This is a genomic window from Pseudomonas marginalis, from assembly GCF_900105325.1.
GTDB classification, from domain to species: Bacteria; Pseudomonadota; Gammaproteobacteria; order Pseudomonadales; family Pseudomonadaceae; genus Aquipseudomonas; species Aquipseudomonas marginalis.
On sequence record NZ_FNSU01000003.1, the window covers coordinates 2,553,696 to 2,567,948 of the forward strand.

The following is a 14,253-nucleotide window of genomic DNA, read 5'->3' on the forward strand; positions in this document are numbered from 1 at the left end:
ATTAACTGCGTCTGTTCAGCCGAACAAATGGTAAACCTTTGACGCGTTCTTCGCTTGGTTGATCTGCGACATCTCTTCAAAAATCGCCTGGCGCTCGCCCGTCGTCACCTCAAGCAACTGCTGGTATACCGCCAACAGGCTCTCAAGCTTTTCACGCAACGCATCCTCATCCACCGGCGCTTCGCTGAGCACCTCGTCGATCACGTTGCGACAGCCCATGTCCAGCTCGCCAATGGCGTCCCAGTTACGGTCTGCCAGCGCGCCGATCAGCGCTTCACGGGTTTCATCAATGCGTTGCAGTGCTTGGCTCATGACGTATTCCTCAAGGCCCTCAGGCCCTTCTTTGCTGCGCCTTACTCGGTTGCAGCCTGTGGCGCGGCGATGGCATCCCAGCCTTCTTTCACGGTAATCAGCAAACGGGCGACTTCGTCGATCATGTCGGCATCGTTATGCAGGTTCGCTTCCATCAGGCGGTTAGTCATGTACGCATACAGACTTTCCAACTGCTGGACGTAAGCCGGGTTGTCACTCTTTTCAGCATTCAGGCCGTCGCGCAGGCCGATCACGATATCGATGGCCTTGCCCAGCATCAGGCCCTTCTGGGCGATGTCGCCACGAGCCAGCGCACCCTTGGCCTGGGCCATGCGGTCCAGGCCGCCCTCCATCAGCATCTGCACCAGGCGATGCGGGCTGGCTTCAGAGATCTGGGCATGGGAATTGACCTTCTGGTATTGGCGAAGGGCTCTCATGGGATTCATGTTTCTACCTCGTGACAGGCGACAGCGAAAAGGATTCTAGTAACCAATATGTCGACGGGTTTGCAAAAAGCTTTAGCCCCCGTCGTCCCGCGATAAAAAAGGCCAGGCAGATTGCCTGGCCTTTTTTTGTTCGGCAGGGGATCAAGTATTGGTCTTTGGATTGTTCAAGGCATTGAGCGTGGTCATCACGCTGGTGCTTTGCTGGCGCAACTGGGCGACCAGGGTGTCCATGGCGTTGTACTTGGCCGACAGGCTGCTGGTGAGCAGGGTCATGCGCTCGTCCAGCGTCGACTGCTGCTTGGTCAGGTCCTTGAGCGTGTCGGACAAGGACGTCGAGCGGGTCGCCAGAATGCCGGTAGTGGATTTGGCAAAGTCATCCGTGGCGCTTTTCATCCGTGCCAGCATGCCGTCCTTACCGCTGAACATGCTGTTGATGTCGGCGCCGTTGGTTTTAACCGCCGCGTCCCACTTCTTGTCATCGATCGCCAGCAGACCCGTGCTCGAACTGGTGGTCACGCCGAACTGCGCCAGGGACTTGAACGCACCGGTGCCCGACAGCGCGTTGAACTCATTGCGGATAGCGCTCTGCAACGAACGCATGGTCGAGTCGCCGGTCAACGCTGCCGCTGTAGTGCTGCCGTCCAGGTTCGTGGTGACCTTGGTTTCGGCGTTCATGGCAGTGATCAGGGCGTTGTAGGTATCAATGAAACCCTTGACCCCGGACTTGAGTGCGGTGTTGTTGGTGCTGACGGTGATGAGCGTTACGTTTTTATCGACGGTGGAATTGGTCTTGTAAGTCGACGCAGCTACCAGCTTGATATCCACCCCGCTAAGAGCGCCTGTGATGGTGTTGGACTTGGACACAGACGCAACCCCATCGATGCTGTAGAGCGCATCCTTGGGCGGATCGACGACCGTGGCACCCACATCGAGGCCCGAAGTGCCAGAGAGTGTAAGGTCCGAGCCGGTCCCCATGGTGGTAGAGGTCAGGATCAATCGCGAACCGTTGGAGTCGGTTTGAATGTTGGCGCTCAGCCCCGAAGTACCAAACTGGGTATTGATCGAGTCACGCACCTGCTGCAGGGTCGCACCCGCGGGAACATTGAGGTCGTATGACTTGCCCGATTGACTGATGGTCAGCGTCGTCGGCTTGTCCGTCGCGTTGACTACCGTCGAGGTGCCACCGCTGAAGTTCTTGCTCGACAGCTTGGACGCTTGGGCCAACTGATCGACGACCAGCCGGAAGCTGCCGTTCGAGGCCGTGTTGCTGGCCGTCATGGTCGCGGTCTTTTCATCCGAGGACGAACCGGTCAAGCCGGTGAAACTGCTGTCCTTGGCCATGGTGTCCAAGGCACTGCGAAACGCATCCAGCGCGGCCTGAACCTTGCCGATCGAAGACAGCGTGGTGGTCGCCTTCGCAGACGCGGTATTGATCTGCGTTTGCTTGGGCACCTTTTCGGCGTTGACCAAGGATGTCACGATCGCTTGCGTATCGATGTTCGAACCGATACCACTTACCGTTGAACCCGCCATCATCTATCTCCTGTTCGGTGGCTGCCGTTATCTTGACTTATTACGCCTCAAGACCAGACAGCAACAAGTTTCATGCCAGCTCAGGCCTTGTCGTCAAACAACAAGTTGCTTGCGCTGCTGAGGTTCTGTGCCAGCTTCAAGGCTGTTTCCGACGGAATCTGGCGAATCACTTCACCATTGTCGGTATTGATGACCTTGACCACCACGCGGTGGGTGGAGTCATCAATGGAAAAGTCCAGGCTACGCTGGGTAGCCTGAACGAAATCACGAATATCGGTTACTGCTTTTTCCAGGTCGGCGCGTGCGGGCTCTTGGCTGGTCGCGGGCGTTGCCTGGACATTCTTGACACCGTTGTCAGTCACTACCTTGGCAGGTGCGCTTTGAGGTGCAACCGGCGGATAAGACTGGTTCAGCTTTACACTCATGTCCATGTCCAATCTCCTCTAAACCGAAAAAACGGAAGGGCACGTAGACGCGCCCTTCCGTTAGTTACCAAGCGCTGGGATTACTGAAGCAGCTTCAGTACAGCGGATGGCAGCTGGTTAGCCTGCGACAGGATCGCGGTAGAAGCCGACTGCAGGGTTTGTTGCTTGGTCAGTTCGGCGGTTTCGGAAGCGAAGTCGACGTCCTGAACGGTGGAACGTGCAGCGGTGGAGTTCTTCTGAATGTTCTGCAGGTTGTCTGCAGTGGTAGTCAGACGGTTCTGGGTAGCACCCAGGCCCGAACGAACGCCGTCGATGGTGCCGATGGCCTTGTCGATAACAGCCAGGGCGTTTTGAGCGTTGGTAGCGTCGGTCACGTCGGTTTGGGCGATGGAGGTTTTGGTCGACGAAACGGTAGCAGCCGAGAACAAGTCCGAAACACCGGTACCGGCGTCGCTCAAGGAGTAGCCTTTAGCCGAGTCGAGGGAGACTTGACCGGTAACAACGATTGCAGCAGCACCCAGAGCAGCCGGGGTAGCGAATGCGCCAGCGCCATCTTTCGCGCCAACCAGGATGTTCGTCTGAGCGTTGGCATCAGCGCCAGCGAACGACAGGTTTTCACCGGAATCCGACTTAACCGACAGGCTCTTGTTAACTTCGTCGTAGTTGACACTGATACCCAGCTTGGCAGCGTTGGACTTCAGTTGGTCAGCCAGGCCAGCCAGATCGGTAACGCCTACGAAGCTCACAGCGCCGCTGTTACCAACAGCCAGAGTGAAGTTCGACGGGGTTGCGGCACCCACTTCCAGCTTGACTTCGGTGCTGGCGGTAGCGGTCAGGCCACCGATCGAACCGTTCAGGCCGGAAGCAATGTCTTTAGCCGACGCGCCTGCTGCATAAGTAACGGCTTTGCTTTGGCCGTTGCCGGTTACTGTGATGCTGCCGCCAGCCAGGCCAGTTGCGCTAGGCGCGATGGCCTTGGTTTTGATCTGCTGCGAACCAATGTTGTTGGCTGCAACGTTTTCCAGGCTCAGGTTGATGGTTTCGTTAGCGTTGGCGCCAACCTGAATGGCCTTGGTACCGTACGAACCGTCCAGCAGCTTCTGGCCACCGAAAGTGGTGGTGTTGGAGATACGGGTCAGTTCCGAAGTCAGAGCCTGGTATTCGTCGTTGTTCGACTTACGGTCGTCAGGGCTGAGGGAACCAGTCGCGGAAGACAGAGCCAGGGTACGCATTTTTTGCAGGATGTCGGTCGAAGCCTGCATCGCGCCTTCAGCGGTCTGAGCGATGGAGATACCGTCGTTCACGTTTTTTACAGCTTGGCCCAGGCCGTTGATTTGGCTGGTCAGGCGGTTAGCGATCTGCAGGCCGGCTGCGTCGTCTTTAGCGCTGTTGATACGCAGGCCGGAAGACAGGCGCTGCATGGAGGTGGCCAGGGCGCCGCCGGCTTTGTTCAGGTTGCCCTGAGTAGTGATCGAAGCAATGTTGGTGTTTACTGTTAAAGCCATGACGAAATCCTCGTTGGATGGATACTGCGGCTTCCGGCCCTGGCAACCGCCGGGTGTGGCCTGAGAACCTACGTAATAGTTATCGTCGTGGTAGCCGGTTGCTTGAGGATTTTTTTTGATTTTTTTAATGGCGCCGTGCCACCCCTTGTAATTCAAGGGCTTACGCCGGCTAAAAACCCATATTTCATTGGGTTTTCTGGCGCCAAATAAAAAACGCCGATGCTCTTTCGAGCATCGGCGTTTGCTTTTACGCAGAAAGCAGTCTATCGAAGCGTCACGGACGATAGAGAATCGCCGATCCCCACGACAGGCCCACGCCAAAACCGCTGATTGCCACGCGCTTCCAGGTGGCGTCCATCACATGCTTTTCCAGCAGCAACGGAATGCTCGACGACACGGTGTTGCCGGTCTCGACCATGTCCTTGATGAACTTCTCCACCGGCGCGTCTTCGAAACGCCGGGCCACGGCGTCGACAATCGCCGCACTGCCCTGGTGAATGCAGAACGCATCGATGTCATCGGCCACAAGGTCCGACTCGTCGAGCAGCTCGTGCAAATGCGCGGGCACCTTGAGCAAGGCGAAGTTGAACACCTGGCGACCGTTCATGAAGAACACGCCATCGCTGACCTTGAGATGCGGTGCGCCGGAACCGTCCGTGCCGAACTTGGACTTGCCCAGCAACCACGGCGCGTCTTCGCCCATCCAGGTGGCGGTGGCGGCATCGCCGAACAGCATGGTGGTGTTGCGGTCTTCCGGGTCGACGATCTTCGAATACGGGTCGGCGGTGACCAACAGGCCGTTTTTCAGGCCGGTGGCTTCCATGAAGCCCTTCATCGCGTAGATGCCGTAGACGTAGCCGGAGCAGCCCAGGGAAATATCAAACGCCGCCACGTGGGTGGGCAGGCCGAGTTTGTCCTGGACGATCGCGGCCGTATGGGGCAAACCCTCTTCATCGCCGTTCTGGGTGACGACGATCAGCGCATCGATGGACTCGCGCTTCAAATCCGGATTGTTGGCAAACAAAGCGTTGACCGCCTCGACACACAGATCGGAGGTTTCCTGCGCGGCTTCCTTGCGCGGCAGGAACGCCGAACCGATCTTGCCGATGATGAATTCTTCATCCTTGGCGAACTTGGCACCCTGGGCGTAGTTATCGATCCCGTCTGCCGGCACGTAACTGGCGATGCTTTTTATGCCAATCATTGTGGCTTCCCAATACTAAATAGCTGGAGAACACCCCAGACGTGGCCTGGAGTGCTGACAATAAAGGGGATAACCCCATAAAAATCTCGCTGAAAGCCGCCCCGCAAGGACCCTGTGACGACTTATCCTTTTCACACGATACAGTGAAGATGCGCTTTATGACTCAAAGGTCACTCAATTGTGTGTGCTTTGTGCAAAACCTTCAAACAATTAAGTCCCAGAAACGGCAACGGCCCGCCCTGTTTCCAGAGCGGGCCGCTTGACTTGACGCCACTTACATCTTGTTGAACAAGCTCAACTGCGAGACTTTCACGAAAGCCAGCTGCGAGGCCTCCAGCATGGTTTGCTGCAGGGTCAGGTTGATCGCTGCCTCGCCCATGTCAATGTTGGCCAGGTCACTCATCGTGGTCTTGTTGGCCAGGCCGACACTGGTGTTTTCACTGGACTGCACCGTGAGTGCATTCTGTCGCGCACCGATGGAGCCACGCACGTTGTCCACCTGGTCGGCCGAGTTGGTCAGGTTACTGACCGCGGCGTTCAGGGCGTCCTGAAGCTTGACCCGCGCACCGGGAATACCATCCGCCGGCTGTTCCAGGGCCTGGCGCAGCTCGCTCAGGGTGTCGAGGGCATTCTGGGTTTTCTGGGTGGTGTTGCCGACCGAAAACTGATCGCCGGTGTTCGGCGTACCGCTCAACTCGAAGGTGACACCCGCGGCGGTGATCGTGTCCTTGGCTGGCGGCGTACCGCTGACGATCACGCCATTATCGACAATCGGCTTGCTGTCGGGGGTATACGGCTGGGCATACACCTTATAAGCAGTCGGGTCGACATCGTCGAACTTGATCAGTACGCCGCTGTTGGGAAACGTACTGGAGTAGTCGGCTGCACTGCTGACGCGGGCATTGGTCAGTTGCGCCGCCGAAGTGTTGCTTGCGGTGCGAGAGACATTGAACGCGTCCGGCTTGGCGGCCAGGGTGAACTCACGCCCTGCAACCAACGCATCGGCATCCGGCCCGGTGGCCACGCCGGTGAGGTCTGCGGTGATATCGAATTTGACCCCGCGTACATTGATACTGGCGCTGCCTTCCTTGGTGGAGTCGAACGTACCATTACCTGGAAGCTGCGAAGTAATGTCGTTGTTGTCCTTGTCGGTCACAACGTACTGCGTGCTACTGGTAAAGGTCACCTTATAGGGCTGGCCGTCGGCAAACTGCTTGGTGTAATCGATGCCCGACGTTACCAGGCCTGCCGAGATCGCGACCTTGTGGTCATCCACCGTTGCAGGCGTCGTGTAGGTGGCTTGGGTGCGGCTGGTGTTGACCGCGCCTTCCAGGATGGTCTTGCCCGTATCGCTGGTGCGCACCTTAAGCGTCTCGGAAACCTGCAGGCTCAGCTCGTTTTCGTCGCCTTGATAGCTATAAGTACCATCATTGTTGCGCGAATACGGCGGCGTGTCGGTCTTGGAACCGGAGAACAGATAGTTGCCCGCCGCATCCTTGCTGTTAAGCAAACCCAACAGCTGATTTTCAAGCGCGCCCACCTCGACCGCAATGGACTTGCGGTCAGCATCGCTGGTCACGCCACCCGCACGCAGCGCCAACTGGCTGCCGGCCTGGATCGTGGTATTGATCGCCTCCAGCACGCTTTCTTCGTTCGTCAGCGTATTTTGAATGCTGGTGATGTTGCCGCTGTACTGGGCCAGCATGTCTTTTTGCTGTTGCAGCATCAGCAAGCGCTGGGCGGCAACCGGATCATCCGAAGCGGTCTGTACACGCACGCCGGAGCTCGCCTGTTCCTGGGCCTTCACAACGCTGGAATAGTTGTTCTGATACTTGACGGCACTGGTGTCGTAATACTGCTGTGTAGAAATGCGCATCGTCCCAGACTCCCTTAAAGACTATTGATCAGCGTGCTGAAGGTTTCTTGCGCAGCCTTGATGATCTGCGACGACGCCGTGTAGTACTGCTGGAACTTGATCATGTCGCCCGCCTCTTCATCCAGGTTCACCTGGGATACGGAGTTGCGCGCGTTCTTGTTGGCGGCCAGCAGCGCACCGGTAGCGGTGTTGTCAGTGCCGGCCGAAGCGGCCTTGGCGCCCACGGTGGAGACCAGCTTGCTGTTGGCGCCCACCAGGCTGGTACCGCCGCTGCCATCGGCCGCCAGGCCCACGGTTGCCTTGGTCTGCAGGTCGAGCAGTGCCTGGGCGTTGCGATTGTCGGACTTGCCGGTGGCATTGAACGAGAACGAGGTGCCGTCGCCGTTGGCCGGCGAACCGCCCACCGTGGTGTCGAAACTGAAGTTCTTGGCTGGCGACACCAAGGCACCGCTGGCATCACGCATCGGCACGCTGATGCTGATCTTATTGGCCTGTCCCGGAATGATGGTGCCGGAACCGATGGGATCACCCTGGGCGTTACTCAGCGTATAAGGCTGGGTGCCATCGGCCGCCGGTTTACCGAAAACCATCTTCACCGGCATCGAGTATTCGATGCCGGTACGCAGTTGTGCCGTATCGGCACCACCCTGTATGTCCAGGGGCACGGTGAGCGTCGGCGGCGTGAAGGTGCCGGTGCCCTGGTTGGTCTTGCTGGCCTCGCCCTGCAACGGCGCGGCAAAGGCAATCTTGCTGGGGTCGCTGAGGACCGTGCCGATTTCCTTGGCGCCGTTGGCGGTGGGGCTGACCTTGAAGCTGTCACCGGCCTGCACCGTACCGCTCTTGACCGCCAGGGTGAAGCCATCGATGACCGGAGGCGGCGTGGCACTGAGGTCATAGGTGCCCATGGCCTTGCCGTCGGAACGCAGTACCGTGACCTTGTTGAGGTCGGTGCCGTCGTTGAAGCTGACCTTGTAATCGAAGTTGGTCAGCTGAGTGCTGTCCTTGATCGTCACGCCCAGGGCACCGTCGCCCAGGTTGCCTTGGGCAGCCAGGCTACGCAGGGCAACCGAGGCTGCGTTGTTGATGTCGGTGAACATCGAGGCGCCGAACTCGCCATTGAGGTCCAGGCCCTGGCCCAACTGGCTGTTGACCGTATCGGCGGTGGCAATCGCGATGCGCCCCAGATCATTGATCGCAGGAATCAACGCGTCGCTGCGATAGCGCAACAGGCCGCCGATGCTACCGCCGCTGATTACGTTGCCCAGGTCCATCGTCGTACCGCCGGCCGCATTGAGCTGGATCGTGTACTGGCTGGTGTCGCTCTTGCTCGGTACGGCGGAAATGGTATTGGACTTATCACCCAGCACCAGGGACTGGCCGCTACCGGTGCTGACACTGAACACGCCGTTCTTCTCAGTGGCGGTCACGCCGATCAGCTCATTGAGCGAACGCACGGCTTCGGCGCGGGCGTCCAGCAGGTTGGCCGGGGTGGTGTTCGACGAACCCTGCACCTGGGCGATCTGCTTGTTGAGAGAGGCAATCGACGAAGTCAGTTGGTTGACCTGATCGCTCATCGAGGACAACTGGCTGTTAATGGTCTCTTTCTGCTGGCTCAACTGGCTGGAAATGGAGTTGAACCGGTTGCTCAGCGTCTGGGCGTTCGTGAGCAGGATCTGGCGGGCCGAGGTATCGTTGGGGTTCGCCGAGGCGGTCTGCACAGCAGCGAAGAATGAACTGAGTACGGCGGACATGCCGGTGGTCTTGTCCGACAGGGTCTTGTCGACGGCACTGACCTGATCAAGGTAAGCCTTGGCATCGCTGTTGAGCGAGGTGCTGTTCTGGTAGGCGGTGTCCAGGTATTCGTTGTACACCCGGCGCACGTCGGCCAGGGTGGTGCCGCTGCCGATGAACACGCCGCCATACTGGTTCGACGCATTTGCGCTCTGGGTGGTCTGCTGACGCGAATAACCCGCGGTATTGGCGTTGGCGATGTTGTTACTCAAGACCGACAACGATCCTTGAGCGGCGTTAAGCCCCGACATCCCGATATTGAGCAAACTCATGGTTCAGACCTTATAAATGAGTGGTCGCGCCCGCGGCAGCGTAATTCTGGTAACTGTTCATGGTTTTTGCGATCTGCGAAATCTTGCTGGCGTAGGCCGGGTCCGTGGCGTACCCGGCTTTTTGCAACTCGCGTACAAACTGTTCCGGGTTGTCGGCCGATTTCACAACATCTTTATAGCGATCATTGCTTTGCAGCAATGTCACGAGGTCATGGAAGCTGTCCTGGTAAGAATCGTAGGACCGGAACTGCGCCGTTTCCTTGACCATCGCCCCATCACGAAACTCGCTGGTGATTGCACGGGCCTGGCCGCCCTGCCAGCTCTGGCCGGCCTTGATGCCGAACAGGTTGTGGCTGCTGCTGCCATCTTCGGCGCGCATCACCGACTTGCCCCAACCGGTTTCCAGGGCGGCCTGGGCCACCAGGTACTTCGGATCGACACCGATACGCGCGGCCGCCGCCTTGGCCATCGGCAACATGGTCGCGACAAACTCATCCTGGGAGCTGAACGCCTTCTTCACCGGTGCCAATGGCGGCTGGGCCACGGCGCGGCCGTAGACCTGCATGCGCCCGCTCGGCACGGCAAACGTGCGCGCCGTGCTGTTGACCACATTGTCGGCGGCCGCGCTGTTACGCAACGGCGCCGCCTGGGCAACGGTGGTGGTGTCGGTGCTCGGCACGATACCGGCGAGCAGGCGATCGGTGAGCTTGCTCGGCAAGGCGATACGGCGCTGGTTCATCAGTGCGATGTCATTGCTATGGGCCGCTGCAGCGCCCGCCTGGGGCTCCGCCACGCGATAGGCCCACAGTGGACGCTGGCCATTGGAACGCCCCAGCGGGCCCTCGGCCTGGGTACCGGCGGCAATTTGCGTCGGCACATCGACTTTCTTGACCGCCTCGGCCGCCGCCGGGCCCTGCAAGGTGGCCGCCTGGGCGTCCACCGGCTTGTTCTTCTGCATCTGGCGCATCAGCACATCGGCCAGGCCGATACCGCCGCCTTCGCGGGACATCGACACCGCCAGTTGCTGGTCGTACATTTCCTGGTACTGCTTGGCGGCCGGGGTGTTCATCGGGTTGTCCTTGCCCAGGGCCTCGGTGGCCGAGCGCATGGACTTGAGCATCTCGCTCAAGAACAGCGACTCGAACTCCTGCGCCACCTTGCGCATGTTGCCTTCGCTGTTCTTGTCGCCGACCTTCAGTTGGTTCAGGCGATTCAAGTCGGAATACGAACCCGAATCCGCCGTGCTGGTCAGGCCGCTGTTACGCATGTCCATGGCCATGGCCTTAAATCACGATCAGGTCGGCTTGCAACGCGCCGGCCTGCTTCAACGCTTCGAGGATCGCCATCAAGTCGCCTGGCGCTGCGCCCACCTGGTTAACCGCACGCACAATCTCATCCAGCGTCGTGCCGGGGCCGAACTTGAACATCGGCTTGGCTTCTTGCTGGGCATTCACTCGCGAGCGTGGCACCACCGCCGTCTGGCCATTGGACAACGGCCCAGGCTGGCTGACGATCGGGTCTTCGGTGATGGTCACGGTCAGGCTGCCGTGGGTCACCGCCGCCGGCGAGACCTTGACGTTCTGGCCGATCACGATGGTACCGGTGCGCGAATTGATGATGACCTTGGCCACCGCCTGGCCCGGATCGACTTCGAGGTTTTCCAGGATCGACAGGTAGTCCACACGCTGGCTGGGGTCCAGCGGTGCGGTGACGCGGATCGAGCCGCCGTCGATGGCCTGGGCCACGCCAGGGCCGAGCATGTCGTTGATCTTGTCGACTACACGCTTGGCGGTGGTGAAGTCCGAACGGTTGAGGTTCAGGGTCAGGCTGTTGCCCTGGTTGAAACCGCTCGGCACGGTGCGTTCAACCGTGGCGCCACCCGGGATACGCCCGGCCGACGGCACGTTGACAGTGATCTTCGAACCGTCGCGACCTTCAGCGTCAAACCCGCCCACCACCAGGTTGCCCTGGGCGATGGCGTAGACGTTGCCGTCGATACCTTTCAGCGGCGTCATCAGCAGGGTGCCGCCACGCAGGCTTTTGGAGTTACCGATGGACGACACAGTGATGTCGACCACCTGGCCCGGCTTGGAAAACGCCGGCAAGTCGGCACTGATCGACACCGCCGCGACGTTCTTCAACTGCACGTTGCCCGAACCCGCCGGCACCTTGATGCCGAACTGCGAGAGCATGTTGTTGAAGGTTTGCAGGGTGAACGGGGTCTGGGTGGTCTGGTCACCCGTTCCGTTGAGCCCCACCACCAGGCCGTAGCCGATCAACTGGTTGGAACGCACGCCGGAGATGCTGGCGATGTCTTTCAGGCGTTCGGCCTGGGCGACTGCGCTCAGGCTCAGCAACAGTGCGGCCGCCATCAGCTGTTTGAATTTCAAAGTAGTCACCTAGAAAGGGAACAGCGGGCTGAGGAAGAAACGGTCGAGCCAACCGGGCTGACTCGCATCAGCAAAAGCACCGGTACCGGAATAGGTAATGCGTGCATCGGCAATCCGCGTGGAAGGCACGGTGTTGTCCGTGGAAATATCATCGGCGCGGACCATACCGGCTATGCGCACCAATTCGTCACCGGTGTTGAGGGTCATCCACTTCTCGCCGCGCACGGCAATGATGCCGTTGGGCAATACGTCAGCGACCGTCACGGTGATCGAGCCGGTCAGGCTGTTGCCCTGCCCCGCCGCACTCTTGCCGTCGGTAGCGCGGCTGCCGCTGTAGCCGGCGTTCAAGGTCAGGTCACCGTCGCTCAACGGGTTATTGACGTTGGGCACGGCGCCAAACAGAGAACTCAAACCAAGGCTGGCGGTGCTGTTCTTGCCCACCTGGGAGTTGGCATTCTTGCTGGCCTGGGTGCGTTCGTTCAGGGTGATGGTGATGATGTCACCGACCCGGAACGCCTTGCGGTCGCTGTACAGGTTCTGTTCGAAACCGGCCTGGTAGATCGAACCGTTGTTGGCCGCCGCCGGCAGTGGGGTGCGCGGCAACACCGGCGCGTAGTACGGGTCATTGGGTTTTGGCGTCGGGGCGACACAGCCCGCGAGCACGGCAATCCCACTCAATGCCAGAACGGAAACATAGCGATTCATGACCCTTACCTCACGGTGTTGCAGGTGCTCTCAGGAGCGCCCCATAGACTTGATTACAGATTCTGCGTTACGAACGAAAGCATCTGGTCGGCGGTGGAAATCACCTTGGAGTTCATCTCGTAGGCGCGTTGAGTGGTGATCATGTTGACCATCTCTTCAACGGTGCTGACGTTGGAGGTTTCCAGGGTGCTTTGCAGCGTGGTGCCGAAACCGTTCAGGCCAGGGGTGCCGATTTGCGGCGCGCCGCTGGAAGCGGTTTCCAGGAACAGGTTGTTACCCATCGCCTGCAGGCCGGCCGGGTTGATGAAGTCGGCGGTTTGCAGGTTGCCGATCACTTGCGACGCCGGGTTACCGGCCACGGTGATCGACACGGTGCCGTCGTTGCCGACGGTGAAGGTCTGGGCGTTGTTCGGCACGACGATAGCCGGTTCCAGGGCGAAACCGTTGGCCGTCACGATCTGGCCATTGGAGTCCAGGTGGAAGGTACCGTCACGGGTGTAGGAAGTGGTCCCATCCGGCTGCAGGATCTGGAAGAACCCTTTACCGTTGATGGCCATGTCCAGCGGCTGCCCGGTCTGCTGCAGGTTACCGGCGTTGAAGTTCTTCTGGGTGCCGACGATCTTCACACCGGTACCCAGTTGCAGGCCCGACGGCAATTCGCTGTCCTGGGTCGACTGGGCGCCTGGCTGGCGTTTGATCTGGTAGAGCAAGTCCTGGAACTCGGCGCGGTCACGTTTGAAACCCGTGGTCGACACGTTGGCCAAGTTGTTGGAAATGGTGGTCAGGTTGGTGTCCTGGGCGGACAGACCTGTTTTGGCAACCCATAGAGCCGGAAGCATGCTGTTCTCCTTCGTGCGCCTGTTTGTTGGCGCTGCGCTGCAAAAATTAGTAGTCGGTCAATAACGCGGCTATCAGCTCATCGCCATTACGCGGGTCATGGCCTGGTCGTCTTCCTTGGCGCTGTTCATCATCTTGATGTGCAACTCGAACTGCTTGGAAAGCGCCAGGACAGCGGTCATTTCTTCCACGGCGTTGACGTTGCTCGCCTGCAGGAAACCCGAGGTCAGCGTGACGTTCGCATCGGCGACGGCCGGCTGGCCATCCTTGGTATGGATGGTGCCATCCAGGCCTTTATTCATATTCTTGAGGTCGGGCTGGACCAGCTTGATGCGGTCCACTTCAGCCATCACCCGCGGGCCTTCGCCCATGGCGCGGATGCTGATGGTGCCGTCGGCGCCCACTTCGACTTTCTGCTGCGGCGGTACGGCGATCGGGCCACCGTTGCCCATGATCGGCATGCCGTTGCCGGCGCGCAGCACACCCAGCGCATCGACGTTCATGCTGGCACTGCGCACGTAGGCTTCACCGCCATCGGGGGTTTGCACCGCCATCCAGCCATTGCCGTTCACCGCCACATCCAGGTCGCGACCGGTCTCGATCATGGCGCCAGGGCTGAAGTCGGTCGCGGGACGTTCGGTCATGGCAAACGCACGCGCCGGAAAGCTGTCACCGAACACCGGCATCGAACGCGCCTGTTCCAGGTCACGTTGAAAACCGTTGGTGGAAATGTTCGCCAAGTTGTTGGCATGGGCCTTCTGCGCCAGTGCATTCTGGCTGGCGCCGGTCATTGCCACATAAAGGTACTTGTCCACGCTCTTTCCTCTTTCTGACGCAGGCTTGCCGCCCACCGCTGTACTGATGAGGCTTAAGCAATTTGCGAACCAACTTTTAAAAACAGGGGAAAGTCCAGGCGGGGCTGGGGTTTGCGGGCAGGCAGCAGGATTTGAAGGACTG

At 59.5% G+C, this 14,253-nt stretch carries 13 protein-coding genes; all 13 read right to left on the reverse strand.

Features of this window, described 5'->3' with window-relative positions; all coding sequences use genetic code 11:
• Positions 1-15: 15 nt before the first annotated feature.
• Positions 16-312: a flagellar protein FliT gene (gene fliT, locus BLW22_RS20970; RefSeq protein WP_027603846.1), complete on the reverse strand. Its 297-nt coding sequence runs from the start codon at positions 310-312 to the stop codon at positions 16-18.
• A 41-nt stretch (positions 313-353) separates the two neighbouring features.
• The gene (gene fliS / locus BLW22_RS20975; RefSeq protein WP_065924954.1) at positions 354-758 is read right to left on the reverse strand and encodes a flagellar export chaperone FliS; all 405 of its coding nucleotides are present in this window, start codon (positions 756-758) and stop codon (positions 354-356) included.
• Positions 759-899: 141 nt separating this feature from the next.
• Positions 900-2,291 carry a flagellar filament capping protein FliD gene (fliD, locus tag BLW22_RS20980; protein ID WP_065924953.1) on the reverse strand — a complete coding sequence of 464 codons (1,392 nt, stop codon included), beginning with the start codon at positions 2,289-2,291 and terminating at the stop codon, positions 900-902.
• 80 nt (positions 2,292-2,371) lie between these two features.
• A complete protein-coding gene (locus BLW22_RS20985; RefSeq protein ID WP_065924952.1) occupies positions 2,372-2,722 on the reverse strand; it encodes a flagellar protein FlaG in 351 nt (116 codons plus the stop codon).
• 74 nt (positions 2,723-2,796) lie between these two features.
• On the reverse strand, positions 2,797-4,221 hold the full coding sequence (locus BLW22_RS20990; RefSeq protein WP_074848224.1) for a flagellin N-terminal helical domain-containing protein: 1,425 nt from the start codon (positions 4,219-4,221) through the stop codon (positions 2,797-2,799).
• A 274-nt stretch (positions 4,222-4,495) separates the two neighbouring features.
• Entirely contained in the window at positions 4,496-5,425 is a 930-nt protein-coding gene (locus tag BLW22_RS20995) for a ketoacyl-ACP synthase III (protein WP_074847410.1), read from the reverse strand.
• Between the two features lie 274 nt (positions 5,426-5,699).
• On the reverse strand, positions 5,700-7,301 hold the full coding sequence (locus BLW22_RS21000; protein WP_065924950.1) for a flagellar hook-associated protein 3: 1,602 nt from the start codon (positions 7,299-7,301) through the stop codon (positions 5,700-5,702).
• Positions 7,302-7,315: 14 nt separating this feature from the next.
• A complete protein-coding gene (gene flgK / locus BLW22_RS21005) occupies positions 7,316-9,364 on the reverse strand; it encodes a flagellar hook-associated protein FlgK (protein WP_074847411.1) in 2,049 nt (682 codons plus the stop codon).
• A 10-nt stretch (positions 9,365-9,374) separates the two neighbouring features.
• Positions 9,375-10,643: a flagellar assembly peptidoglycan hydrolase FlgJ gene (gene flgJ, locus BLW22_RS21010; RefSeq protein ID WP_065924948.1), complete on the reverse strand. Its 1,269-nt coding sequence runs from the start codon at positions 10,641-10,643 to the stop codon at positions 9,375-9,377.
• A 4-nt stretch (positions 10,644-10,647) separates the two neighbouring features.
• Positions 10,648-11,736: a flagellar basal body P-ring protein FlgI gene (locus BLW22_RS21015; RefSeq protein ID WP_033901075.1), complete on the reverse strand. Its 1,089-nt coding sequence runs from the start codon at positions 11,734-11,736 to the stop codon at positions 10,648-10,650.
• Between the two features lie 27 nt (positions 11,737-11,763).
• On the reverse strand, positions 11,764-12,459 hold the full coding sequence (flgH, locus tag BLW22_RS21020) for a flagellar basal body L-ring protein FlgH (RefSeq protein WP_065924947.1): 696 nt from the start codon (positions 12,457-12,459) through the stop codon (positions 11,764-11,766).
• Positions 12,460-12,512: 53 nt separating this feature from the next.
• Complete coding sequence (gene flgG / locus BLW22_RS21025) at positions 12,513-13,298, reverse strand: flagellar basal-body rod protein FlgG (protein ID WP_027603835.1); 786 nt, start codon at positions 13,296-13,298, stop codon at positions 12,513-12,515.
• 72 nt (positions 13,299-13,370) lie between these two features.
• Entirely contained in the window at positions 13,371-14,111 is a 741-nt protein-coding gene (locus BLW22_RS21030) for a flagellar basal body rod protein FlgF (RefSeq protein WP_065924946.1), read from the reverse strand.
• Positions 14,112-14,253: the final 142 nt, after the last annotated feature.

Bases quoted from the DNA above. Each gene is read 5' to 3' on its own strand.
- BLW22_RS21000 (WP_065924950.1), bottom strand. From the start codon at position 7,301: ATGCGCATTTCTACACAGCAGTATTACGACACCAGTGCCGTCAAGTAT.
- BLW22_RS21015 (WP_033901075.1), bottom strand. From the start codon at position 11,736: ATGGCGGCCGCACTGTTGCTGAGCCTGAGCGCAGTCGCCCAGGCCGAA.
- fliT (WP_027603846.1), bottom strand. From the start codon at position 312: ATGAGCCAAGCACTGCAACGCATTGATGAAACCCGTGAAGCGCTGATC.
- flgK (WP_074847411.1), bottom strand. From the start codon at position 9,364: ATGAGTTTGCTCAATATCGGGATGTCGGGGCTTAACGCCGCTCAAGGA.
- flgJ (WP_065924948.1), bottom strand. From the start codon at position 10,643: ATGGCCATGGACATGCGTAACAGCGGCCTGACCAGCACGGCGGATTCG.
- BLW22_RS20990 (WP_074848224.1), bottom strand. From the start codon at position 4,221: ATGGCTTTAACAGTAAACACCAACATTGCTTCGATCACTACTCAGGGC.
- flgG (WP_027603835.1), bottom strand. From the start codon at position 13,298: ATGCTTCCGGCTCTATGGGTTGCCAAAACAGGTCTGTCCGCCCAGGAC.
- fliD (WP_065924953.1), bottom strand. From the start codon at position 2,291: ATGGCGGGTTCAACGGTAAGTGGTATCGGTTCGAACATCGATACGCAA.
- BLW22_RS20995 (WP_074847410.1), bottom strand. From the start codon at position 5,425: ATGATTGGCATAAAAAGCATCGCCAGTTACGTGCCGGCAGACGGGATC.
- BLW22_RS20985 (WP_065924952.1), bottom strand. From the start codon at position 2,722: ATGGACATGAGTGTAAAGCTGAACCAGTCTTATCCGCCGGTTGCACCT.
- fliS (WP_065924954.1), bottom strand. From the start codon at position 758: ATGAATCCCATGAGAGCCCTTCGCCAATACCAGAAGGTCAATTCCCAT.
- flgH (WP_065924947.1), bottom strand. From the start codon at position 12,459: ATGAATCGCTATGTTTCCGTTCTGGCATTGAGTGGGATTGCCGTGCTC.